Origin of the sequence: Arthrobacter sp. NPDC093125 (genome assembly GCF_044754225.1) — a bacterium.
Classification (GTDB): Bacteria; Actinomycetota; Actinomycetes; order Actinomycetales; family Micrococcaceae; genus Arthrobacter.
On record NZ_JBIVOQ010000001.1, the window covers coordinates 629,279 to 653,901 of the forward strand.

A 24,623-nucleotide genomic window follows, 5' to 3' on the forward strand; every position below is an offset into this window, starting at 1 on the left:
CGAATTCGACGGACTTTGATACCGCTGCCCCGCCGACCACCGGCGACCCCCGGGATTCCTTATGTTTTCGACTCTTGGAGGGGCGACGGCAACACGTTGCCGGAGCTAGATCAGCGTGACGTGGCGGACTGAAGCGAATGAAAAACCCGGCCGTTACAGGCCGTTTTGCCCTGGACTCGCAGAATATGCGAAAGTGTCGCGTGTTATGCGAGGCGAAATGTGACCAGACAGCCAGGGCCGGCGGGAACAGCCGGGCAGCAGATCGCCCGGGATGTGGCACTGTTTAACCCTGCGGAGCAGATGTTCCAGGCGATGCTGGACGGGTGGCGCAATCAGCAGTTGAGCCGGAACCTTGCCTTCACGACGATCGCCCGGCGCGAGCAGGTCATCCAGCGTTTCCGCTCGTTTACCGGTGAGGATCCGTGGTCCTGGACTGTGGGCGATGTCGATGAGTTCTTCATGGAACTGCGTGCCGTCCGCTCGGCGAGCCATTCGACACTCCTGGCGTACCAAAACGCGCTTCGCCTGTTCCTGGGCTATCTGACCGATCCGGCCTACGGCTGGGAGCAGGAATGCATGGAACGGTTCGGCACCCACCCGGCCCAAGTCTGCCACGAGTGGAACACCGCCGCGCATGTCCAGGAAGCCTCCGCCCGTCCGCGCAAACGCCCGCTGACCCGGGACGAGCTCCAGGACCTGTTCGACTATGCCGATGACCGGGTCGACCACGCCCTCAAGCAGGGGCGCAAGGGCTGGATCTCGGCCTTCCGGATCGCCACGGCCATCAAGGTTGCCTATGCCTGGGGCCTGCGGCGCAACGAAGTCCGCATGCTCGAACTGACCGATTTCGGGACCAACCCGCACGCGCCCGAGTTCGGCGGATACGGCGTTCTTTACGTCCGGCACGGCAAGGCGATGCGCGGGTCACCTCCCAAACGCCGCAGCGTCCTGACGGTCCCCCACACCGGCTGGGCCGTGGACTGCCTGAGGCAATGGATCGAAGAAGTCCGGCCACCCGGAACCGGTAAGGAACACGTATCCCTCTGGCCCACCGAGCGCAGCAGCCGGGTCAGCGCCGACTCACTGACCCGGGAATTCACTCTGCTACGGACCGGGCTCGGGCTCGCGGACGGCATCGATTTCCACTCCCTGCGCCGCTCCTACGTCACCCACCTGATCGAGGACGGCTACGACGCCCTGTTCGTCCAGCAACAGGTCGGACACGAACACTCCTCCACCACCGCCCTCTACACCGGCGTCTCCTCCGATTACCGCACCCGCACCCTGCGGGCGGCCATGACCAAGATGGCAGCAGAAGCCACCGGCACCGACCAGAGGAACACGCCATGAAAAAGCACATCGAATACTCCTGGCGGCTGCGCGAAATCATGGCCGCACGCGGACTGTTCAACATCTCCGACCTCATCCCCCTGCTCGTCGAACGCGGCATCGAACTCTCCCCCTCGCAGATCTACCGGCTCGTGGGACAAAAACCGGAACGCATGTCCTTGACCCTGCTCGGCGCCCTCTGCGATGCCCTCAACTGCACGGTCGAGGATTTGTGCCAGTTCCACACCGTCGCCACCGCGCAGCGGAAAAACGCCGTGAACGCTCCCGCACCGAACGGCCCGAAAGTCGTTGACCTAAACACGACGATCCGGCCCAAACGCGCCCGCGTCCGCCCCGCAGAATAATGCTGACCCCGAAAGAGAAGCTCTGCGTCCGCTGCCGGAAACCAGCCTCCAGGCTCGGGGCGAAATGGCCCGAGGGCCGGGTCTGCCGGCTCTGCTACCAGCGCGCTGCCCGGACCCATGGCACTTGCCCGGGCTGCGGTACCGATCGGCTGCTGCCGGGCCTGAACGGAACGGGCTCCCCGGTCTGCGTCGACTGCGCCGGCATCCCGGCCGACTTCCACTGCACCCAATGTTCAGCCGAGGAAGAACCCTACCGGGCCCGGCGCTGCGCCCGCTGCCGCCTGCGCGACCACCTGACTGAACTCCTCGATGATGGCACCGGCACCGTGGCTGAGCCCCTCAAGCCCCTACACGAGGGAATCAGCGCCCAGCCCCATCCCCGCAGCGCGCTGACTTGGCTGCGCAACCCGGACGCCGCGATCTGCTTTCCGCCATCGCCACCGGCGCCCGGCCACTGGCCCACGCCACCTTCGATGACCACGCATCACCGCGGACCGCGATGCACCTGCGGGAACTCTTCATCGAGCACGGACTTCTGGAGCCTAAGGACAGGAACCTGCTGCACTTTGAAACCTGGCTGGTCCGGATCCTGGCCGAGCTCACCAACCCGGACCACCGCCACCTCATCAAACAGTTCGCCACCTGGCACCACCTGCGCCGGATGCGCCAACTCTCCGCCGCCGGCGAACTGAACTGGGGCGCAGCCCGGGCGGCCAAACAGGATATCTCCGTAGCCAGGGACTTCCTCCGGCATCTCTCAGAACGAGGGAAACTGCCCTCCCAATGCCGGCAGGCGGACATCGACCACTGGCTCGCGACAGGACCGACAACGCGCAGCACTGCCAGGACATTCGTTCGCTGGGCCGTCCGGAACCAGCACCTTCCCCGCATCGAATTCCCCTACCGAAAAGCTGAAACCCGGCCGGTCCTGGACCAGGACGAACGGCTCCGGCTGCTCCGCGAAACACTGGACAACCACCACATCCCGCTCCACCACCGCGCCGCAGCAGTCCTGCTGCTTCTCTACGCGCAGCCACTCACTCGCATTGCCAGCATGCGATGCGAGCAAATCACCCGCACCAGCGCAGGTGAAACCGTCATCGTCTTCGATGACCAGCCAGTCCCTGTTCCCCACCCCTTCGACGAAATCCTTCAGAAGCACCTCGCCGACCGGCCCAACATGAACACGGCCGCCAACCGCGCCTCGGCGTGGCTCTTTCCCGGATACCGACCCGGCCAGCATCTTCATCCGGGGCACCTCATGAAAAAGCTCCGCGAGAACGGCATCCACCTACGAGGCGCGAGGAACGCCACGCTTCGCGCGCTCGTCCTGACACTGCCTCCTCCGGTTGCAGCCCAGGCTCTTGGCTACAGCACTCAAATTACCGAACAGCACGCCAAGCAAGCTGGCAACACCTGGGCCACCTACGCCTCTTACCGGCGATAACACAGCGGAAACCGCGAGCCCGGACAGAGGTCTCGCCCAAACACCGGGACTGGCAGGATAGTGCTGTGACGATACGAGATCCATATCCAGATTCGGGTGCGATGTTGCTGCGGATAAAAGTCTCGATCGTGGGCAGTGAACCGGCCATCTGGCGGCTCCTCGAGATCGACCCATCCCTGACCCTGGACAGGGTGCATGAGGTCCTGCAAGCGGCCGTTGGCTGGCGGGATTCGCACCTGCATTCCTTCACGGACACCGATCCCTATGTTCGTCTGCGCGCCGTCAACGGGATCGTACGCGAACCACGTCGCTGGGTCCCCCTGGACCTGATGGAAGACTCTGACGATGACCTGCCGGAGACGGACTGGCCCCTGGGCCAGATCCTCACCCCGGAGTCCGGTCCCCTGTTCTATGAATACGATTTCGGAGACGGCTGGATCCACCGCCTCGAACTCACCGGAAGCCTCCCCATGCCGGCCAACGCCCCAAGTGCGCGGCTCCTGGACGGGGAGAGGCGGGCGCCGCTGGAAGATTCCGGCGGCATCGGTGGCTACCACGACCTTCTCGACGCCCTCGCGGACCCCGGCCACGAAGAGCACAAAGACCTGAAGGCATGGGTCACTTGGACGGCCGGGCCATGGCAGGAATTCGACCCGGCACAACTGGATATCAATGCCGTGGACAACGAGCTCACCCTGCTGTTCCCTGCCCCTTCTGCCAGCGAACACGGCCCCGGAAGCGAGTCACTGACCCAAGAACTCACGAACCGGATGCCTCCCGGCCTGCGACGCGAATTCCGTTCATACCTTCACGCCGCCGGCCTCGACGGCCCCGCAACGGTCGAAGCAGACGTCGCCGAGGCGATGACCGCCCCCTATCTCTGGCTCACCCGCCGCATCGGGCCTGACGGTCTATCCCTCACCGCCGCCGGCTGGCTGCCGCCCGCCGTGGTCCGCGAGGCAATGACCGAGCTCGGCTGGGCCAAGTACTGGATCGGCAAAGCTAACCGCGAGGACCAGACACTGCCCGTCCTTCAGCTGCGCGAAAGCGCTCAACGACTCGGCCTGATCCGCAAAATCAAAGGCAAAATCGTCCTCACATCCGCCGCCAAACGGCTGCTCGATGATCCCGCAGGCCTTTGGCTCTTCCTCGCACGATCCATCGCCCACCGGCACCGCCATGACTCCGACCGCGACGCGGCGCTGTTACTCCTGCTCGAAGTCGCCGCAGGGAAACGAACCGAATGGGCCGACTACCTTGAAGCCGTCTCCTTCGGTCTCGAAGCACTCGGCTGGCGCAGCCACACCGGAGCCGAACTGGAACCGAACACCGTCCAAGCACTCCTCGTCGATGCCCACGAGGTCCTGCTAAACCTCGCCATCTTCGACGACCGTTTCGGGCTCAAGGCAAACACCGTCAAGGCGCCAGGGCAAGCCTTCGCCCGCGCAGCACTTCGCTCATAACCACTCACAACCAGCAAAGCAACGACTCGGCGGCGAGCCACATCCTCCGAGGCTAAACCGCCATCGACGCAATGGCATTCGCCGGTTCCGAATACGCCGGCTCACCAGCAGAACGGTGGGAAGGGGGCAGAAATGGCCCATCCACCGGCGTCGTTTACCGACTGCGGCGTGAAAGAGAGGCCGCCCTACCCATCGCACTCGCTGCAGTATGAAGGACCATTGCTCTCACGGGCCAGCTGGGACCGGTGCCGGACCAGGAAGCAGGAATAGCAGGTGAACTCGTCCGCGGCCTGGGGAATGACCTGGACGATGAGCTCATCGGAGATGATTTCGCCGCCCGGGGTCAGTCCGTCATCGAGGGCATCGGCTTCGTCCAGTTCGGCGATGAGGCTCCGGGCGTCCGAGGCGTTCGCAGACTGCAAATCCTCCAAAGAACGCTCTTGGGATTCCTTGACGTCGGAACGGACTTTGCCGTAGTCGGCTGCCACTGAGGTGCTTCTCACTTCTTGGGTTCGGGTGGTGCTCTTTCGGACGAGACCCTAACGTGCACGCTTTCCCCGTTGTTCCCGCGCCCGCGGCAACTGGGCTGGGAATGCGAGAGTACGTTCTCAAAAGAGGCCAACTGCCCAGTGAAATCGGGACGCCCGAGAGGCCCTGGGAACGGCTCAGCGCTCCATGTGGTAATAAACATGTCAAGCTTTTTAGGGGCGCTCTCCTCCCATTACGGCTGCCCTTCGCCCAGCTAGCGAAGCTCCGGTCAAATAGCGGTTGACCGGAGCTTCAGTTCATTATGCCCCCGCCAACCTGGAAATTCGCTGTCCACCCAACCAAGGGGAAGCCACTCAGGCTCGGCTAACGAGGGTCTTTGACTGGCACTCACTCCCCTACCGCTTTCAACCTCGGATCCGCTGATTGAAACGAATGCCAATTGATCGGGGGACCTAGCAAAAACACCGAGGCGACCGCAGCACGCTCGACAACCTGGCGGGCGCGTCTTTTCGGGTTGGCCCGAGGCGAAGAATCGTCGACCGGGAATGCGGTGCACGACTGCTTCTAGGAGCTATCCTCTGAAGTTAGTTAGCACTCGGGGGAACAGGAGCAAAGACCTTGCACATAGAGATTCTCTGGTCAATGCCCCCAGCTAGGAGCGGCGTGCTGTCGCCGGCGTCCACCTTGGCCCAGGCCCTGCTCTATGCAGACTCTGTAACTCTTATGGCACCTCAGAGTGACGACCTGCTGGAGACGAGCGACTGGTGGCAAGTTGTAGAACTTTTTGGTTCTGCCATCCAGCGCGATTCTCTAGACGGGTATGGATATGTCTACTCCAAGGATGAAGAAAGATCCCTCCCGTTCTTGAAGCTGTTGGTCGTAGAAGCGAATGCTCTGCTCGCCATGAACGAGGACAGACTGGCTTTCAAGAAGTTTCGACAAGCGCAAGTAGCGTTAACTCACTTCAGGCCCCACAAAAAGAAGAAATACATTCGTTCCTACCCCACGGATCTAAATGATCTTGTCGAGCAAACGTTGACCGGTGATGGACCCGCCCTCTCGCGCGTCAACGCCTTTCTTCGCCTTCACGGTTCACGCATTTCACAACTTCGCGGACTTCGCGGTGCCACTGAGAGTGAGCTGACCAAGGTTGAGAGGCTCGTGGGAGTATTTGAGTTTACGCAGCGATCTCTGGCAGCTAACGCTTATCCGTTGGTCGATGATGCTCGTGGATATTGGCGAGGGGCAGCCGCACAGAACATGATGCTTTCGGGCAGCGGGCAAAAACGTGCCGCTAATGCCTCGCTCGCTGTAGGGCAGATACAGAGACTTCCCAGCATCAGAGCGATGGACTGGTTTGCAGTGAAGGACGTTAGAGAAGGACTGCGCGGTCCATTGATCAGATTTCGCAGCGCAATGTCGAAATTGAGTGTGGAAGCTACGGTGCATCCACTCGATGCATCCTTCGATGACTTCGTAGAGGAGGTTTGGCTGACTTCCGTTGCTCCCGCCATCGAAGAGGTGGAGGAACTGTCTCGACAGGCACAGTTTCGCGCGGTCTTTTTCGATGATGTGCTCGGGAAACTCAGTACCTATTCTTCTCCCGCCATAGCCTTGGCTGCCGCAAATTTTGCTAGCATGCCACTCGCTCTACAAGCAGCACTAGGGCTGGCCGCACCCGCTGCAAACGCTATTGCAGCAATCCGAACCAAGCAGCGAGCCCTGGCCAGCAAAGACTTTATGTTCCTTCGGCTGGTCGAAAAGAGGGCCGCGCGCGCGTAAGAACTTCGATTACTTCGGGTTTGTTCAGGTCACCGCTGGCGCTCACGGGCTCATCGAAATCCACCCCGGCCAAACCTTGTCACAAAGGGACAGAGCGGAGGCTTAGTGGACGGGCCGGCTTCGGCTAGAGACATGGCCGCACCTGCCGTTGTGAGGCAACTGTGGTGCGGGCGATGAAAGGGCGAGGGTTTACTCGTGATGAGACCGATCCCGCCGGGAAGATTGGGCCCCGACGGGAAGAGCGTCGATCTTCACCAGGGCCCGGTGTGCGGCTACGACAAGCAAGATGAACCCGATTAAGGAAACTAGTCCGCCGAGAGCTGCCAGGCCGATAAAGGCGCCACTCATATTGCCGTCCCTCAGCGAAGCAATGGACCATGTGCCAAAGGTTGTCCCGATAAGGCTCAAGCGTGGGCCTGCCAAGGTCAAAGTAACACCGGCCACAAAGACACCGGCTGAACGCTTGAACTGCATGTGAACTTCCCCTGATTGTGCTAACAAACTTCGCACAGGGTATCCCGGCTCACCCGTTAGGTCGGGATCACCCGGCATCCGCGTCGAGCACCGCTCCACTTCGCCCTCGACATGCGGAGAGGACTAGCTAGTCGACGGAACCTGCAGTATCGGGCGCTTGAGTAGGACGAGTAGAAGTAGGTGAAAGAACCCGTCTGAAAAGTCAATGAGTTGGCCTGACTTATGCATCGCGGCTCCTGCCGCCAACCGTCAGGGCAATGGACGCTCGCTTACCGAACCGCCCGCCAGGTTGACGAAAGGCCATTATCGGCGTTCGGTCTGGGCTGTCGTAGGACGGGAGAATCGCTCACCTGATTGCTGCTATGGCGGGTATGAACACCCGGAAAGGATGCGCGTGGCCGCCGCGAAAAGTCTTGGCCGGCATCGCAGAACTTCCGGTTCACAGTAGGCCGCGAAAACGGGCAGGAACTGATTTTCATAGGATGGCTTGGTGGAAAACCAGGAATCCAGCACGCTCACGTCCGAATCCTAGGCGCCATCTCCCAGTCTTTCCGACGGGCCTTCGATTGGCGCCCGGTCCAAGCGGTTGCTGCTGGCGGTCGGCGGCCTCGGAAAGCTGGGCGGGATCTATTTTGAGGCCGCGACTAACTGGATGGCACCAGTGGCACTTCCTAGACCGACCTTTACCAATCTCAACGTAACTCCTTGTCAGGATACAAGGGGACACTCCGCCATGTATTGGCAATAGGGTCTGACGCTCTAAATCTAACGTTACGAAAACTTTCCCCCCAAGAATGGAGTAATTTCATACGCCCGTCTCATGCTGCCCATGGCAATTCATCGGCAGCTTCTTGGCGTATTCAGGCATCAACACTGTCGGACCACGTTGATCATTACTTTGGTCATGAGAATCGGCTATCTCCAAGTTGTCTGGGCAATTTAATGAGTCGAACAAGTCGGTGTTGCCGTCTCAAAGTTTATGGCATAATTGTACCAAGATCTTGCTAAGGGGCTAACATGCACGACAAAGAATGGATGCGAGAATTCCAGCAAACAGCAGATGCTTGGAAGACATTAAGGAAGACGCCGCAGAACTGCAGATGGATCGCAGAAGGAAAAGCTTGCCAGTCTGCGACCGTGGGCAGCCACACTATCCAACGAAAGGGTGGGCTCTTCCGAGTCTCACAAAATGGTCAAGTGGTTACATGGACTTTGGCGGGCCCAAAAGGTCTCAAGTACCAGCAAACCAGTATCCGTAGCGCATCGGTATTTCCAGGTTATTGCCAGGATCATGAAGAGGTTTTCATGCAAGCGGAGAATCGCGGACACCTCGCTAACGAGCGAGAATATGTGGAGCAACTGCTGCGCTCGATTGACCTTGCCATATATGAACTCGAAGCTGGCCGAGACACCTTCGGGCGACCCGTGAGCGAGCTTGTGGAAAGAGCCGAGAGAGGAGACTCTAATGTCGACCTTCCTTCTGCAATTCGACATGACATGCAGTACAAGGACAAAGAGTATGCGCTTGGTGTACTTCAAGAGATGCGGTCAAGCACGCAGAAGCTTTACGATGCAAAAAGATACAGCACAATTCCATATGTAACGAAGGTCTTTAGCGAACCAAGCCCTGTGTGCCTGACTGGACTAGAGACGGTTAATACAATGCTCGGACGGATGCCCCTTGTTTGCTGCGTCTTTCCAGAATTGGGCGGTACCCGCGTTATATTTGCAACACGAAATAAGGATCTATTTGGGCACCTCTTTAAAGAGCATCTGAGTCTCTGGCAACCGGACACATGGAAAAGATCTGTGCGATGGTGGATGACCTACGGTACGGACAACTGGTACCTCAGTCCAGATGTCTTTAACAGATGGACGGAAGAAGATAAGGATGCCTTTAAGGAACAAGCAGAGCTTCAGGGCGGTGCCTCCTTTTATAAGGAGTCACCCGTAAAACTTTGGGAGGAGGACTTCGTTGAAGGGAGTTGACTCGCGGAGCAAATCGTTCAAATAAGGATACCTGACCCTTCCCTTAGCTTGACGAAATCTCCGTTATCGGCATTCGAAAAACAGGACGGGGCAGCAGAATGTTGATTCAGATCGCTGTTTGCGCGGAGGTCGGCATTAATGTTTCGCAGGGGGTTCTGGTGCTCGACTTTGCCGCTGACCGATGTCAGCTGTAACGATGGCTCGTGCTGTGCTCTCAGCAACAGGCAGGAGTGGCACGAGAGTCGCCTGAAGGGCGTGGTAGATGTCAGGTTTCCCCGACCAGATTGCGTAGCTGGGGCGGTTGTCTTGATCAAGAAGGTGGTGCCAGCTGCCGTGCACGGTGTCGATGAAATGCGCTTGAGCGTAGTCGGCCCATTCTTCGAACTGGGCTGCATACCGCGCGTCACCCGTAAGGTGAGACCAGGTCGCTGCTGCAGATAATGCCTCCGCTGTCACCCAGTGCGGCCGGTCGGAAATGACGGGTCGCCCGTTCCAGTCCACGGTATACACGAAGCCCTTCTTGCCGTCGATGGCCCATCCGTGGTCGACGGCAGTTTCGTAGAGGCCGGCGGCTGCTTCGCGCAGCCAGACAGGGGGCCGGTCGAATGTTGACTCCAGTTGGAGAAGGAGGCGGCTCCATTCGAACAGGTGGCCGGGCGTCATTCCGTAGGGGCGGAATTCGTGTCGTGGAGTGTCGGCGTTGAAGTCTGGCAGCGGTGTCCAGTCGGGTCCATAGTGTTCGTTAAGCCACCACTTGGCTGCGCGGGCGTGCCTGTTGATGAACGTTTCGGCGATCCGCAGGCCGTAATCCCTCCATGCCGTGTTGCGGCTGTAGCCGTAGAGCGCGAGCATTGCCTCGAGCCCGTGCATATTGGCGTTGGCGCCCCAGTATGGTTCTGGTTCGGCGAACTCCCGGTCCCACGATTCGACGAGCGCACCTGCGTCGGCCGACCAGAAGCGGGTCTCGAGCAGGTCGGCGACGTCCGTTGTCAGTTCGTCCGCGCCGGCGATGCCGGCGGTCGCTGCGCTGGACGCTGCTAGCGCAACGAAACAGGTATCGTATGCGCGTTTGCGCTGAGATGAGGGCGTGCCGCCGAGTGCACCCGCGTACCCGCCGAAGGTTTCGTCCCTGAATGCGCCGTACAGGCTGGCTACCCCGTGCACTGCGAAGCGTTCGACGCCGGGAACGCCGGCCAGGGCGGCGATGCTGAAGCAGTAGGTCATCCGGGCGGTTATGAAGCACTCGGGCGGGCGATTCTTTTCCACTGCACCGAAGCGGTCAAGGAAACCGAAGCCCCCTGGAACAGCTGAGGCCTTCGCGAAATCAATGAGAGGCGTGGATGCATCACGAATGGCCCTTTGCGGAGAGCCGGGATTGATAAGCAAGGGTCGCCTCTCTGTACTGGATTCTGCTACCTGCCGGAAACCTTTCCCGGATGACGGACTGCGCCGGTCTGCTCAAAGCGGCAGGACCGATGCTGCAGCCATGTCCTCCACAGGGCCGGTTGCCTTGACTGCAGCGGTCATGCCCTGCCCGGTCAGGAAGCGGAGCGGTGGCTACGGACCGCGAGCCATGTCCGCCGTGGCATTGACCGCCGGGCGAGACCGACAGGACTGCCGTTCGATCAGTTCGACCGGCAGAACATTCTTGCGCCGGAACCTCTTGGTAGGGGCAGCAATCCGGGCGAGGACGCGTTCGGCAGCTACCCGTCCCACATGGCGAGGGTCTTGGTCGATGACAGTGACAGCGGGTTGGAGAACATCGGCCATTGTGAAGTCGCCATAGCTGATGAGCGCAACATCAGTCCGGTTCATCGTTTGCAGGGCCGGAAAAACGCCGATCGAAAATCGCGCGTTGGACGAGAAGACGGCAGTCGGCGGATCCGACAGTGCCAGCAACGCCTTGCAGGCCTGGGCCGCGCAGTCCGCGCTGTGCGAACCGAGCATGACCAGGTCCTCGTCACGCGGCAGTCCGGCATCCTTCAGGGCGGCAAGGTAACCCTCCAGGCGCAGCCTGGTAGTGGGCACCTCTGTCGAATCCCCCACGATGGCGATGCGCGTGTGACCGTGCCCGATAAGGTGGCGCGTCGCCTCAAACGCTCCCCCGAAATCGTCCTCCACGAAGTAGTCGGCGTTGAACCTCGAAGGCATACGGTCAATGAATACGATGGGAAAGCTGTCCTGCCAACGTGCCAGGTAGGACTGGTCGGCGGAGATCGGGGCGATAATGAGGCCTCCAATCTGATGCCGGGCAATCGTTTCGATGATGCCTCGTTCCAGGGACGGATCATTGCCCAGGCTCGTCACCACTATTGCCATGTCCTGCTCACGTGCAGCCAGCTCGATTTCCTTAGTGACGGCTGCAAAAAAGGGATCAGCCACGTCAGGTACGGCAATGCCGATGACGGCCGACTTGCCCTCACGGAAAGTGCGCGCGAGCATGTTCGGCACGTACTTTAGCTCCCGCATAGCCGCTTGTACGCGTTCCCGGGTGTCTTCGGTGACATGGGGGTCGTCATTGAAGACCCTGGAAACCGTCTTGGCGCTCACGCCAGCACGCGTGGCCACGTCCTGCATGGTAGTCACTCTTCGGCTCCTTCACCGTCCGCTTGGAACAGCCGCATCGTCCTACGTGCTGACGCGGGAAATGTCTTCGCGAGCACCTCATATGTCATCGGTGACAATCGCCTGCTCTCCCATCCTGCCGCAACTTCAGGGGAACTTCAAGCACCCGCATGTCATCGATGACATTAAATCGCCCGACCTTCTTGACATCGATGACATGGGGACAGCAAGATTGCTGTCAGGCAGGTCACATTGGTCCTCTGCAAAACGGGCAGGGTACTGGCGATAAGACCTTCCGCAGTTATTTCAGGCAGCGCTTCAAGGGTGTAGCAGCACAGCTTCTTCACCGTGGCACGACCAACGGAGGAGACGGCGATGACTACCGCTGAAGATCAGACGCAGGCCCGGTTCCAGGGGGCGCAGCGGCTGGACTGCACGCTGGATGAGTTGGTGGAGCGGGCCCGGTCGTTGGCTGCCGGCGGAACCCGGTGCCTGCTGGGTATCACCGGGGCGCCCGGCGCGGGAAAGTCGACTGCTGCACAGGCCATTGCCACCGCCCTGGGCGATCAGGCGGCCCTGGTGGGAATGGACGCGTTCCATCTGGCCAATAAGGTCCTTGCCCGCCATGGTTCCCATGGACGCAAGGGGGCACCGGACACGTTTGATCCGTGGGGTTATGCGCATTTGCTCCGGCGGCTGAAATCCAACCGGGAACCGGTGGTTTATGCCCCTGTCTTCGACCGGGGCCTGGAGGAATCCATTGGCTGCGCGGTCCCGGTGGGTCGCGGGGTTCCGTTGGTCATCACGGAAGGGAACTACCTTCTGTTGGATGCCGAAGGCTGGCGCGAGGGCAGGGAACTCATTGACCACGTCTGGTATCTGGACACAGGCAATGACGAGCGGCGGCGCAGGCTCGTACGGCGCCACCAGGCCTTTGGGAAACCGACCGCGGAGGCGGAGGCATGGGCGCTGGGCAGCGACCAGCGCAACGCCGAGATCGTAGAAGGCACCCGTGAACGGGCCGATCTGATCATCAATTTGACCGGCACCCACCGGCCGGACATCAACGCGTAAGTGTGAAAAGAGGAAGGCAAGAGTGACAGCACAACGAAGTGTCCCCGGCCAGCCGGCCGGGACCGGGACAACCGACCACCATCTGACAGGTGCCAGACCATGACTACCATTCCGGTTCTTGAAGCGCGCGGGCTGACGCGCAGTTTCGGTAACGTGCGCGCCCTCGACGGGGCTGACTTTGACGTCAATGCCGGCGAAGTTGTTGCCCTGATCGGCGACAACGGCGCTGGAAAATCAACGCTGGTTAAGGCACTCTCAGGCAATCTCGCCCTGGATTCGGGCAAGATCCTTTTTGCCGGCGGAGAAGTCGAGCTGACCTCGCCCAGCCACGCCAACAGCCTGGGTATCGAGACTGTCTATCAGGACCTGGCCCTGGCACCGCATCTGAACGCGGCGCAGAACATGTTTTTGGGCCGCGAGATCCCCAAGCCCGGGTTTCAGGGCCGGCTGGGATTCATGGACAACAAGGCCATGCGGCTGAAGTCCCGTGAAGCCTTTGACGAACTGGGCGCCACAGTACGAAGCCTCACTGACCCCGTTGGCAGCATGTCCGGCGGTCAAAAGCAGGCGATCGCCATCGCACGCGCCGTGGCCTGGGCCAAAGGCGTTATCTTCCTGGACGAACCTACAGCCGCCCTGGGCGTCGTGCAGACCCGGAATGTGCTCGACACGATCCGCCGCGTCCGGGACAAGGGCGTGGGCGTCGTCTTCATCAGCCACTCGATGCCGCACGTCATCGACGTCGCCGACCGTGTCCAGGTACTCCGGCTGGGACGGCGCGTAGCCACCTACGAGGCAAAAAAGACGTCCGTGGAAGAACTAGTGGGCGCAATGACCGGCGCCCTTGATGGAGCACACTCATGACCACCACCGAAGCCGCCCCCCGCATGGCAGGGACAGCCAGCGTTCTGACCCGCACCCATTCCCTTCGGCAAGTGCTGCAGGTGCAGTCCTTCCAGATCCTGCTCGTCCTGCTGGTCATCTTCCTGATCTTTGCCGCCATGGCACCGGAAGTCTTCCCGACCTGGGGCAACGTCCGCCAGATCATCCAGAATGTCTCCATCCTCGGTGTCTTGGGTATCGGCATGACGTTTGTGATCGTGACCTCGGGCATTGACCTGTCGGTTGGGTCCAACCTCGTTTTCTCCGGCGTCGTCGCCGCCAAGGTCATGCAGTCCATGGGTGATACCGGGTGGGGAACGGCGTTCGTGGGCATCATTGTTTCTATCGGTTGCGGACTCGGATGGGGCCTGCTTAACGGGGTCCTCATCGCCAAGGCCAAGGTACCGCCGCTGATTGTCACGCTGGGCACTCTCGGTGCGGCGCTGGGCCTGGCCCAGGTGATCACCGGAGGCGTGGTCATCCGTGAAGTTCCCGCGGTGCTGCAGGACACCATCGGATACGGCAACGTTCCCGGAACCACGCTGCCGACAATTTCCCTCATCGCAATAGTGCTCATCGTGGCCTTCGGGATCGTGCTTCACAAGACCAGGTTCGGCCTCTACACCTTCGCCATCGGCTCCAATGAGGAGTCGGCCCGCCGGGTGGGTGTGAAAGTCGACCGCCAGCTGATTTCCATCTACGCACTCTCCGGCGCGCTGGCCGGCGTCGCAGGGATCCTGTCGCTGTCCCAGTACGGAACCACGGCCATCGCAGGCCAGTCAGCCACCAACCTGAACGTGATCGCCGCCGTCGTGATCGGCGGTACCTCACTCTTCGGCGGAGTCGGCACCATCTTCGGGACCGTCGTCGGGCTTTTCATCCCCGCAGTCCTGCAAAACGGATTCGTGATCGTCGGCGTCCAGCCGTTCTGGCAGCAGGTCGCCGTCGGCGCGGTCCTCGTCGCCGCCGTCTACGTCGACCAGCGGCGCCGGGCCGCCGCAGCCCGCGGTCATTCAGCCAAAGACGAAGGCAAGAAACGGCTTTTCCGCCGTCGGTCCAACTGATTCCCCAAACCCCAACAGACCAAAAGCAAAGAGGAGCTAGACAATGAAGTTGACCCCTAAGATCACCCTGCTCGCTGCCGGAATGCTGGCCGCAACATCCCTCTCGGCGTGTGCCGGCGGCAATGCCTCCGCGGGGGCCTCCGGGTCGGCGCAGCCGAAGCTGGCCTTTATCCAGGGTGTCGCCGGCGATGAGTTCTACGTCAGCATGCAGTGCGGCATTGACGCCGCCGCCAAGGAAGCCGGGGCGACCATCAACACCCAGGGCCCGGCCAAATTCGACCCGACACTGCAAAAGCCCATCGTCGACTCCGTTGTGGCCTCGAAGCCGGACGCCATACTCATCGCACCCACAGACGTTGCCGCGATGCAGGCTCCGCTGAAGGCAGCCGCAGCGGCAGGCATCAAGGTCGTCCTGGTGGACACGACCGTGCAGGATCCGTCCTTCGCCTCGTCGTCGGTGGCTTCGGACAACAAAGGCGGGGGCCTGGAAGCTTTCAAGGCGATCAAGAACCTCAACCCTGACGGCGGAAAAGTGCTCGTGATCTCCACGGACCCCGGTGTCTCCACAGCGGATGCCCGGGTGGCAGGTTTCGAAGAGGGAGCCAAGGCGGATCCAGCCTTCCAGTACCTGGGCGTGCAGTACAGCCACAACGACCCCGCCGAAGCAGCCAAGCTGGTTTCCGCTGCCCTGGCCAAAGACCCCGACATTGTCGGCGTCTTCGCCGCAAACACATTCGCCGCGGAGGGCACAGCAACCGGCGTCCGCCAGGCCGGCAAGCAGGACCAGGTCAAGATCGTCGGATTCGACGCCGGACCGGCCCAGGTCAAACAGCTCAAGGACGGTGTCGTCCAGGCACTGATCGCCCAGGAACCGGCATCCATAGGCACCCAGGGTGTGGAGCAGGCGATCAAGGCGATCAAGGGCGAATCCACCCAAAAGGACATCCAGACCGGGTTCCGGCAGATCACCGCCGACAACATCAGCGGTGAAGGTGCCCAGTACGTCTACAAGTCCTCCTGCTAGCAGCCGGACTGACGGTGCTGTTGCCCGTGCCTACGAACCGGGCAACAGCACCGCTCAACCTCCCACTGAAGGAAAGAATGACATGACGTCCCTGAACGAGGCGGCCCTTCCAGGACTTGCCCACCGGCTGCCGGTTCCGACGTACAACCGGTCGGCAGTCAAGACCGGCATCGTCCATTTCGGCGTCGGCGGATTCCACCGTTCACACGAGGCCATGTTCATCGACAGGCTCCTGAACCAGGGCGGCTCGGCGGACTGGGGAATCTGCGGAGTGGGCGTCCTTCCCTCGGACGCACAGATGCGTGACGCCCTCAAAAGCCAGGACGGCCTCTACACCCTCGTGCTGAAGGCCCCTGACGGCACCGAAACCGCCAGCATCATCGGCTCCATCACCGAATACCTCTTCGCGCCCGACGACCCCGGCGCAGTCATCACCAAACTCGCCGCTCCTGATACCCGCATCGTTTCCCTTTCCGTTACCGAGGGTGGCTACTGCATCAATGACACCACCGGGGAATTCGACCCCCACGCCCTCGACGTCATCCAGGACCTGGAGCCCAACACCGTTCCACACTCCGTGTTCGGCCTCATCACCGCCGCCCTGGCGCAGCGGCGTACGCAAGGCACTCCCCCGTTCACCGTCATGTCCTGCGACAACATTCAAGGAAACGGAAACGTCGCCCGCAAAGCCCTCGTGTCCTTCGCCCGGCTCAAAGACGCGGACCTCGCCGCTTGGATCAGCGAAAACGTCGCCTTTCCGAACTCCATGGTCGACCGCATCACCCCTGTCACAACGGACCCCGACCGCGACTCCGTCTCCAACACATACGGGCTGACGGACACATGGCCCGTCGTCGCCGAACAATTCGAACAGTGGGTCCTGGAAGACAACTTCACCAACGGCCGCCCACCCTTGGAAGACGCGGGCGTACAAATCGTCAACGACGTTGAACCGTATGAACTGATGAAGCTTCGGCTGCTCAACGCCAGCCACCAGGTAATGAGCTACCTGGGCTACCTCGCCGGCTACCGGTACGTGCACGAGGTCTGCTCCGATCCGCTATTCGCCGAGTTCATCCTTGGCTACATGGAAGAGGAAGCAACGCCGACGCTGCGGCCGGTACCGGGGATCGATCTGGACGCCTACCGGACAGAGCTGCTCCACCGCTTCTCCAACCCCGCCATCCGGGACACCCTCGCACGGCAAATGGTCGACGCCTCGGAACGGATCCCCAAATTCCTCCTGCCCGTCCTCCGTGAACAGCTCGACCGCGAAGGCCCCATCAACCGCGCAGTCCTCGTCATCGCCGCCTGGTCGCGGTTCCTCGAAGGCGCCGACGAACAAGGCACAACAATCGAAATCACCGACCGGCGGCGCCACGAATTGCAAACAGCCGCCGGCGCCGACCAACGCAAGCCGGGCTCATTCCTCAACCTGACCGAGGTCTTCGGCAACCTAGGCCACAACGAACGCTTCACCACCGCCTACCGTCAAGCCCGCGAAGCCCTAAAACACGCCGGCGCCCTCAGCGCCGTCCAAGAACTCACCGACCAAGCAATACCAGCAAGGAGAACTTGATGAACCACCACGTAACAACCGGCGCCGGCGCCGAAACACGAGCAGCAGTGACCGACTTCAACGGCCGCACCATCCTGGTCACCGGAGCAAGCGGCGGCATCGGAGCCGCCACTGTCAGGCAGCTCACCTCAGCGGGAGCAAAGGTCATCGCCAGCGCACGGACACTCGAATCACTGGCCACCCTGTGTGACGAAACAGGAGCACAGCCCCTGGCCTTCGACCTGACAGACGAAGAAGGCATCAAGGACGCTATCGAAGGCCTGGACCTGTGGGGCGTCGTCAACTGTGGCGGCTTTGGCGGCGAAATCGCTACGCCGCAGGATACCGACATCGACATCTTCGACAAGGTCATCAGCATCAACGCCCGCGGCGCACTCCTGGTCATCAAGTACGCCGCACCCTCCATGATCCGGCAGGGCAACGGCGGCGCGATCGTCAATGTCTCCAGCCAGGCCAGCCTCGTCGCCCTCACCGGCCACATCTCCTACGGCTCGTCCAAAGCCGCCCTGGACAACATCACCAGGGTCTCCGCACTGGAACTGGGCAAGCACAACATCCGCGTCAACAGCGTCAACCCGACAGTGGTCATGACCGACATGTCCAACTTCTACTGGGGACGACCAGAAATCGGCGGGCCCTTCCTCGAACAAATGCCCCTCGGACGCTGGGCCACCGTCGACGAGGTCGCCGCACCCATCGTCTTCCTGCTCAGCGATGCGGCCTCCATGATCACCGGTGTCTCCCTGCCAATCGACGGCGGATACTCCAACCGCTGACGGCGGTGCAGACAACGCCGCGAAGCAAACCACCAGCAAAACCCCGAACGGATCCCACTTCCATGACAGAAGAACCAACCGCCGAAGCGATCATCGTCTGCGGAGTTCCCGCCAGCGGCAAGACAACCTTCGCGCAGGGACTGGCCCGCGAACTCCGCTGGACCTACCTCGACCTCGACACACTCACCAACCCGTTGTTCGAATACATGGGCGGCGAGTTCCTCGTCGACGTACCAACGTCCGAACCACCAGTGCGCGCGAGCGTGAACGACATCCGCTACACCTGCCTCTTTGATACCACCCGTGAAAATCTCGGCTTGGGCAACAGCGTCGTGGTGGTCGCCCCCTTCACCTCCGAACGCACCTTCCCGGCCGCGTGGGCACGGCTCGTTGAACGCCTGGCCATCCCGGCCTCCCACGTGCACCTGGCCTGGATGGACACCCCCGCAGAGGAGGTCGTGGTCCGCATGCAACTCCGCGGGGCAGCACGTGACCTCGAAAAGATCAAAGAACCCGACCGCTTCCTCTCCCCCGACGTAACCCGCGCTCCCGGCGTCCAGCACATCCGAATCGACGGACTACTCGCCCCGCCCGACCAGATCAACCACTTCCTCGACGACTTCGCCGTCCGCGAACCCGTGCACTGAACGCCCACAAAAACCCTCCGAAGCATTTCCCTCCGCACCGGGCCGCACGATCCAAGGGCCGCCCGTCGGACCAGCACGCCCTCAAACGGGCTCCGGCACGCCACACCGGCCAACCACACAAGACCACAACCACCAAAACAGGAGAACACAATGAACGAGCTCACCACCCTTGAACGCCGCGGCATGGCCTCGATCTCGACCCCCGGCGGCAAGATGCTCATCGTCGCCGCGGATCAGCGCAATGGCATGAAGGCCGTCATGAACGCACCCGAAGGTCCCGGCTCAATCACCGCCCAGCAGCTCTCCGATGCAAAGGCCGACCTGGTCCGGTACCTCGGCAACGCCGCACCGGCGATCCTGCTCGATCCCGAAGTCGCGCTCCCCCGGGTAGCAGACGAGGGCGTTCTCTCCCGTGACACCGCCCTGGTCGTCGGCCTTGACGCTTCCGGTTTCGAAACAATCGAGGGCCTGCGCTACACGAAGTTCGTCCCGGGCATGTCCGCGCGCAAAGTGCGCGAACTCGGGGGCGACGTCGCCAAAATGCTCTGGTACATGCGCCCGGACCTCCAGGACGCCACGTCACGCGTCGCTGAAGAGATCCGCGAACTCGTCACCGAATGCTCGAAGGAAGGCCTCCTTCTCATCGTCGAAATCCTGGCCTACCGCCTGGAAGACGAAAGCGAGCAGGACTACGCCGCCGCGTTCCCCCGCCTCGTCGCGGACGCAGCACGACTCTCCGTTGAATGCGGCGCGAAAGTCCTCAAGCTCCAGTACCCAGGATCTGCCGAAGCCAGCGCCGCCGTCACCGAAGCCGCCGCAGGGGTGCCGTGGGCAGTGCTATCAGCCGGAGTCGACCACGAGACGTTCATCAAGCAGGTCGAGATCGCAGTCGCTAACGGAGCAGGCGGTGCCATGGCCGGCCGCTCGCTGTGGAAGGACAGCCTCGCCGTCTCATCCGAGACCCGTGAGCAGCTACTGACTACACGGGCACTGCCCCGCCTGCACGAACTCGAAGCCGTGGTGGACGGCACCCTGGTCGTCTCCTAACCATTAAATCGGTGCCGGCAGCCACACAGATGAGACAGCGGCTGCCGGCACCTGAGGACGGTGACCGGACAAATCGAACCTTCAACAGCTCACCGTGGAGACGTAGACGTTGGGCTTGTCGGCCTATTCGGCGACGATAGCCTGCGACCCTGTCAGCAAATTCAGGTTGACGAAAGGCCGGTTATCGGCGGTTCGGAAAATGGATACGGGAACGGGTTCCTAGCGGGTCTGAAGTCGCTGAGCAAAGGATATAACGGCCCGATCTTTTTCTGTCTACTGGGCGATGGATTCGGTTGACCGCGCTCCCCGCCCGTTTTGGAACGCCGATAACCGACGTTATTCGTGTTGGCCCTGGGATGTTCGCACCTGGTGCGAATACAGTTTCCACTCGTCCTCCGCCTGCGACTGCCGGCATTCACGCGAGACTGGCAGACCTCGCGTCATTGGGCTGGCGAGACAGAGTTCAGTGGCAGGCGTCAAGGGTGGCACCTGCCACTGAATCTAGCCATTCTGTCTAAGCGTCGGTGGCAGTTCCCGCTTTAACGACTGCGCCACCTTGGATAACGTAGTCCAGTCGTGATTCTGCGAGTACGGTGAGGTCTTTCAGGGGGTCCTCGGAGGTGATGACGAAGTCACCGTGGGCTCCTACGGCGATGGTGCCGAGCTCCCCTTCGCGCTGCAGCAGTGCCGCGGCCGTTGTGGTGGCGCTGCGGATGACGTCGATCGCGGGCATGATTTTGGCGCGGACTGTGAATTCTTTGGCTTGGTGAACCTGCATCCCGCCCAGCAGGTCAGAGCCGTAGGCGAGGTTGATGCCTGCTTCATGGGCCTTGCCCAACGCTTCGTAGCCGCCGTCGAGGACGGCCGCGACCTTCTCCCAGTTCTCCTGGGACAGACCGAACTTGCGGCCTTCCCTTTCCAGTGCCCAGTAGGTCACGAGGTTCATGGTGAGAAATGCGTTGAACTCCTTGAACAGTTCCAGAGATTCGTCGTCGAGCAGGTTGCCGTGCTCGATTCCCCGGACACCGGCGCGCAGGGCGCGATTAATCGCCCGGCCGGTATAGGCGTGCGCTGTGACGTATCGGTTCGCGGCTGTCGCTTCCTCCACGGCAGCTTCGATTTCGGAGAGGGAGTACTGGGTGGAGTCGATTCGGTCGGTGGGTGACGCGACCCCTCCCCCGGCCATGATCTTGATGTGGTGGGCACCTTTGCGTAGTTCGTCTCGGGCGGCTTGTCTGACTGCGTCCACGCCATCAGCCAGACGGCCGATGTGGGGGCAGCAGGAACCGGCGTCGTAGGCATCGCGTCCGCGGGGACGGGGGTCCGCATGGCCACCGGTTTGCGAGAGGGCTTTACCACCAAAAAACAGCCGAGGCCCGCGCAGAAGTCCTTCTGCTTGGGCATCGTGGATTCCGAAGTCTGCACCGGCTGCGTCCCGGACGGTTGTGAAGCCGCGATCCAGCATTTCGCCCATGAGCTTGGCGGTGTTGAACGCCGCATAGTTGGGGGACCATTCACCGAGCTGGCCCAGGTCGGCGGTGGCTGCTGTTACGTGGACATGGCAGTCAATCAGGCCGGGCAGGACGAATTTGTTCCTCGCGTCGATGATCGTTTCGCCGTCTGCCTTCAGCTCAGATCCTATTTGGGTGATTGAACCGCCGGAGACCTTGATGTCGCCCTGTTCGTAGCGTCCTTCGGCAACGTTCAGGTATGAAGCATTCTTGATTAGTAGGTCGTTGTTCATTGTCATTCTCCTGCTGCTTCCAAGATTGTGGCGGTGTATCGCCGCGCGATGTCCAGCACCTTGTCCACGTCCTGCTCCGTGTAGGCGCCCTCGGCGTCCAAGACGTTCAGCGCCGCAACTGTGGTGTCTGCCCGGAGTATTGGTGCATTGATGATGGATCCGCAGCCAAGGCTGGTAATGAGGTCAGCGTCCTTGAAGATCCACTCGACATCCGCCCGGGTCTGCCCGAAAAAGGGTTTCTGCGCCACCAGGCATACGTCCAACCAGTCCTTGGCAACGTCGCGGGTGACATCCTTTCGTCCTCCCACCGGGTATTCACGGGGGTGGGAGGAATAGATCCTTTCCATCTGCCGGCCCTGGTCCCGGAAGGCCAGGATCGTGAACAGTTTGAATCCGACCTCTTCTTTGACAGCCCGCTCAACGTCCTGCAGGCGATGGACTTCGGTGCCGCTCATGCGCGCACTCCTTCCTTTCCTTTGATCTCTTCCATCGTGATGTCCTCAAGGGACCTGCCCTTGGTGCGCACCGCGAAGAGCAACGTGCAGATGACCCCGATGGCCAGTACCGCTGTTGTCATGCCGAATACTCCGACGAATCCCCATTGCGCGGCGAAGATGCCGATGAGCAACGGGGCGGTAATGGAACCTACCCGGCCGAAGGAGGAACTCAGGCCCACGCCTGTTGCCCGCAGCCAGGTCGGGTAAACCTCCGGCGTGTAGGCGTAGACACCGGCGTAAGTGCCGTTGAGGAAGAATGACAGCGCGATACCGGCCGCAGTAATCCAGACCGGGTCCGACATCGAGCTAAGCCAGAATGCACTGATGGCGGAGCCGATGAGGTAGATGGCGATCGTGTACTTGCGGTCGAGCTTTTCGTTGACCCAGGCAGCGCTGAAATATCCCGGAATCTGTGCCAGGTAGATGTACAGGGAGAAGGTGAAGCTTGTGGTGACAGTCAGGCCCTTACTGATCAGCAGCGTCGGAATCCAGGAGAAGAACCCGTAGTAGGAAAATGTGATGACAAACCAGATCAACCAGGTCACCGACGTTATCCGCCACATTTGCGGGCCCCAAAGGAACTTGATCGCCTTACCCAAAGAGAACTTCTCAGGTTCCGGCTCCACGGCATGATTCGGGTCTACGGGCGGCAGGTCCTTACCGGTGGCACTCAGGACACGGTCCTCGAAGGTCTTTACAACCTTTTCAGCTTCGGCTTGTCTGCCGGCGTTCATCAGGAACCGGGGGGATTCGGGCAAGGAGCGCCGCCACCACAACAGCATGACGATGGGGATGAAGGTGATGACCTGCGCCCACCGCCACCCATCAGGAAACACCGGTACGACGAAGCGTCCAATCAGGGCGGCACCGACGAAACCGAAGGAGAAGAAGCCGGCCAACGCGCCAAGGAACCAGCCCCGCTTGTAGCTCGGCACGAACTCGGACAGGAAGGGCGCAATGATCGCGCTTTCGGCTCCTGCTCCCAATCCCGCCAGGATCCGGGCGACGAGGAAGACTTCAAAGTTCCAGGACATCGCTGCCACCAGGGACGCCGTCGCATACAGCGCCAGCGCGTACATCATGACAGCCTTACGGCCCAGCTTGTCGCCCAGGTAACCGGCGAGGAACGCGCCGAAAAGAAAACCGAATGGGGCCGAGGACGCGACCATCCCCAGCTGGACGGCCGAGAGGGAGAAGACTTCCCGAACGTCGGGTAGGAGGAAAGCTACGACGGCACTGTCCATTCCATCGAAGGTGTAGCCAAGCCCTCCGATCAGCAATAAAGCGTAGTGCGGCCTGCTCAATGGCAGGCGGTCGAGCCGCGCGGAAAGGGACACCTTGATCTCCTCAGGGGCTAATGTGAGTGATGCAGATAACATGGAATACTAGGTGCAATAGATTGTGCACTCAATAGGTACCTGCAAGTAATCTTGCAGTTAGGAGATGGTGTGACAGCGCATCCTGTCCGTGTCGCAGCTACAACAGATGCCGATTCGGTCGATGACTGGTTGCGTTCCCTCCTTCCGGGCAAAGAGCTGGGGGGCAGCACGCAGCAGGTGTTCAGCCTGATCACGACACAGCCGGCCAAGGCAAGCTTCGCCCCTGCCGCGGAGTTGGCGGAGCTGGCCGGAACGAGTGTTTCCAGCGTCACCCGGCTGGCGCAGCGCCTGGGATATGCAGGATGGCCCGATTTGCAACGGGACCTCCGCACACGCTACCTGGCCCATCTTTCGATGTTGGAAGTTTCTGAAACCCACAGCGGCGGGGAGTCACCGTTTCGTGCCTCTTTGCGGCAGGACGCCGATTCCCTTGCGACATCGCTGCGCAACCTCGACGAACAACGCATCAGTCGGATCGCGGAAATCCTCGCTTCCTCGGAAAACATCTACGTCACCGCTCAGGGAAGCTTCGCCGCCGTCGGCCATGCCCTCGTCCATAACATTCACATCGCCGGCTACCCCGTGCGGCAACTCCTGGATAGTCCCGCCATGATCGCCAACCATGTCGCAAGGATGACCGCGACCGACACCCTTGTCGTCTGTTCCTACTGGAGGCTTTACGACGTTGCTGTCATCGCCGCGGCGGAAGCAAAGGCTAGGGGCAGCAAGGTAATCGTCCTTGCGGACAATATGTCGCCTGCACTTGAGCAGTCCGCTGATGAGATCGTCCTGACACCAGCGGAAGGGACATCCTTTTTCCCCTCCCTGACCACAGCAATGGCCGCCCAGCAGGGGATAGTCGCGACCTTGGCCCGAGTGGATCCGGCCCGCACCCGGGAAAGTTTGGCCGCCGCCGAGGAGGGCTGGCAAACCTTCAAGCTGCTCCACCGTTCGGTTCCGCGTACCGTACCAACGGCTTGAGATCGGGCGATACAAACCCCCGAACT

General features: G+C 61.2%; 21 protein-coding genes. 15 read left to right on the forward strand and 6 right to left on the reverse strand.

The genetic code is table 11. The features are described from left to right. Nucleotides 1–219: 219 nt before the first annotated feature. From ACIP9X_RS02940 to ACIP9X_RS02955, 4 genes are all read left to right on the forward strand, one after another. Complete coding sequence (locus ACIP9X_RS02940; RefSeq protein WP_400478214.1) at nucleotides 220–1,350, forward strand: tyrosine-type recombinase/integrase; 1,131 nt, start codon at nucleotides 220–222, stop codon at nucleotides 1,348–1,350. Beyond that, nucleotides 1,347–1,694: a helix-turn-helix domain-containing protein gene (locus tag ACIP9X_RS02945; RefSeq protein ID WP_400478215.1), complete on the forward strand. Its 348-nt coding sequence runs from the start codon at nucleotides 1,347–1,349 to the stop codon at nucleotides 1,692–1,694. The genes ACIP9X_RS02940 and ACIP9X_RS02945 overlap by 4 nt, the downstream gene beginning before the upstream one ends. Nucleotides 1,695–2,088: 394 nt before the next feature. Continuing rightward, the gene (locus ACIP9X_RS02950) at nucleotides 2,089–3,141 is read left to right on the forward strand and encodes a hypothetical protein (RefSeq protein WP_400478216.1); all 1,053 of its coding nucleotides are present in this window, start codon (nucleotides 2,089–2,091) and stop codon (nucleotides 3,139–3,141) included. Between the two features lie 101 nt (nucleotides 3,142–3,242). After that, nucleotides 3,243–4,604, forward strand: coding sequence for a plasmid pRiA4b ORF-3 family protein (locus tag ACIP9X_RS02955; protein WP_400478217.1), 1,362 nt, complete (start codon nucleotides 3,243–3,245; stop codon nucleotides 4,602–4,604). 185 nt (nucleotides 4,605–4,789) lie between these two features. Here ACIP9X_RS02955 and ACIP9X_RS02960 read toward each other — a convergent pair whose 3' ends face one another. Further along, a complete protein-coding gene (locus ACIP9X_RS02960) occupies nucleotides 4,790–5,092 on the reverse strand; it encodes a DUF4193 domain-containing protein (RefSeq protein ID WP_400478218.1) in 303 nt (100 codons plus the stop codon). Nucleotides 5,093–5,756: 664 nt separating this feature from the next. Between ACIP9X_RS02960 and ACIP9X_RS02965 the strand changes: the two genes are divergently transcribed. Continuing rightward, a complete protein-coding gene (locus tag ACIP9X_RS02965) occupies nucleotides 5,757–6,875 on the forward strand; it encodes a hypothetical protein (protein WP_400478219.1) in 1,119 nt (372 codons plus the stop codon). Nucleotides 6,876–8,366: 1,491 nt separating this feature from the next. Continuing rightward, nucleotides 8,367–9,338 (forward strand): hypothetical protein, encoded by a 972-nt coding sequence (locus tag ACIP9X_RS02970; protein WP_400478220.1) that lies wholly within the window; start codon nucleotides 8,367–8,369, stop codon nucleotides 9,336–9,338. Nucleotides 9,339–9,473: 135 nt separating this feature from the next. On the opposite strand, the gene ACIP9X_RS02975 is transcribed toward ACIP9X_RS02970, so the two are convergent. Together ACIP9X_RS02975 and ACIP9X_RS02980 are read right to left on the reverse strand one after the other, a co-directional pair. Further along, nucleotides 9,474–10,724, reverse strand: coding sequence for an AGE family epimerase/isomerase (locus ACIP9X_RS02975; protein ID WP_400478221.1), 1,251 nt, complete (start codon nucleotides 10,722–10,724; stop codon nucleotides 9,474–9,476). 171 nt (nucleotides 10,725–10,895) lie between these two features. Beyond that, nucleotides 10,896–11,915, reverse strand: coding sequence for a LacI family DNA-binding transcriptional regulator (locus tag ACIP9X_RS02980; RefSeq protein ID WP_400478530.1), 1,020 nt, complete (start codon nucleotides 11,913–11,915; stop codon nucleotides 10,896–10,898). Between the two features lie 363 nt (nucleotides 11,916–12,278). Between ACIP9X_RS02980 and ACIP9X_RS02985 the strand changes: the two genes are divergently transcribed. From ACIP9X_RS02985 to ACIP9X_RS03020, 8 genes are all read left to right on the forward strand, one after another. Next, nucleotides 12,279–12,977 carry a nucleoside/nucleotide kinase family protein gene (locus ACIP9X_RS02985; protein WP_400478222.1) on the forward strand — a complete coding sequence of 233 codons (699 nt, stop codon included), beginning with the start codon at nucleotides 12,279–12,281 and terminating at the stop codon, nucleotides 12,975–12,977. A gap of 99 nt (nucleotides 12,978–13,076) precedes the next feature. Further along, entirely contained in the window at nucleotides 13,077–13,841 is a 765-nt protein-coding gene (locus ACIP9X_RS02990) for an ATP-binding cassette domain-containing protein (protein ID WP_400478223.1), read from the forward strand. Next, nucleotides 13,838–14,923 carry an ABC transporter permease gene (locus tag ACIP9X_RS02995; RefSeq protein WP_400478224.1) on the forward strand — a complete coding sequence of 362 codons (1,086 nt, stop codon included), beginning with the start codon at nucleotides 13,838–13,840 and terminating at the stop codon, nucleotides 14,921–14,923. The genes ACIP9X_RS02990 and ACIP9X_RS02995 overlap by 4 nt, the downstream gene beginning before the upstream one ends. Before the next feature lie 43 nt (nucleotides 14,924–14,966). Beyond that, nucleotides 14,967–15,947, forward strand: coding sequence for an ABC transporter substrate-binding protein (locus tag ACIP9X_RS03000; protein ID WP_400478225.1), 981 nt, complete (start codon nucleotides 14,967–14,969; stop codon nucleotides 15,945–15,947). 82 nt (nucleotides 15,948–16,029) lie between these two features. After that, entirely contained in the window at nucleotides 16,030–17,526 is a 1,497-nt protein-coding gene (locus tag ACIP9X_RS03005; protein WP_400478226.1) for a mannitol dehydrogenase family protein, read from the forward strand. After that, nucleotides 17,526–18,302, forward strand: a complete 777-nt coding sequence (locus tag ACIP9X_RS03010; RefSeq protein ID WP_400478227.1) for an SDR family oxidoreductase — start codon at nucleotides 17,526–17,528, stop codon at nucleotides 18,300–18,302. The genes ACIP9X_RS03005 and ACIP9X_RS03010 overlap by 1 nt, the downstream gene beginning before the upstream one ends. A gap of 62 nt (nucleotides 18,303–18,364) precedes the next feature. Beyond that, nucleotides 18,365–18,949, forward strand: coding sequence for an AAA family ATPase (locus ACIP9X_RS03015; RefSeq protein ID WP_400478228.1), 585 nt, complete (start codon nucleotides 18,365–18,367; stop codon nucleotides 18,947–18,949). A gap of 150 nt (nucleotides 18,950–19,099) precedes the next feature. Continuing rightward, on the forward strand, nucleotides 19,100–19,996 hold the full coding sequence (locus tag ACIP9X_RS03020; protein ID WP_400478229.1) for a hypothetical protein: 897 nt from the start codon (nucleotides 19,100–19,102) through the stop codon (nucleotides 19,994–19,996). A 514-nt stretch (nucleotides 19,997–20,510) separates the two neighbouring features. Here ACIP9X_RS03020 and ACIP9X_RS03025 read toward each other — a convergent pair. From ACIP9X_RS03025 to ACIP9X_RS03035, 3 genes are read right to left on the reverse strand one after another with little or no spacing between them, the layout of a single operon-like run. After that, complete coding sequence (locus ACIP9X_RS03025; RefSeq protein WP_400478230.1) at nucleotides 20,511–21,740, reverse strand: amidohydrolase family protein; 1,230 nt, start codon at nucleotides 21,738–21,740, stop codon at nucleotides 20,511–20,513. A gap of 2 nt (nucleotides 21,741–21,742) precedes the next feature. Then, nucleotides 21,743–22,195, reverse strand: coding sequence for a hypothetical protein (locus tag ACIP9X_RS03030; protein WP_400478231.1), 453 nt, complete (start codon nucleotides 22,193–22,195; stop codon nucleotides 21,743–21,745). After that, nucleotides 22,192–23,574: an MFS transporter gene (locus ACIP9X_RS03035; protein ID WP_400478232.1), complete on the reverse strand. Its 1,383-nt coding sequence runs from the start codon at nucleotides 23,572–23,574 to the stop codon at nucleotides 22,192–22,194. The genes ACIP9X_RS03030 and ACIP9X_RS03035 overlap by 4 nt, the downstream gene beginning before the upstream one ends. A 111-nt stretch (nucleotides 23,575–23,685) precedes the next feature. Here ACIP9X_RS03035 and ACIP9X_RS03040 point away from each other — a divergent pair, with 111 nt between their 5' ends. Beyond that, nucleotides 23,686–24,597 (forward strand): MurR/RpiR family transcriptional regulator, encoded by a 912-nt coding sequence (locus tag ACIP9X_RS03040; protein WP_400478233.1) that lies wholly within the window; start codon nucleotides 23,686–23,688, stop codon nucleotides 24,595–24,597. Nucleotides 24,598–24,623: the final 26 nt, after the last annotated feature.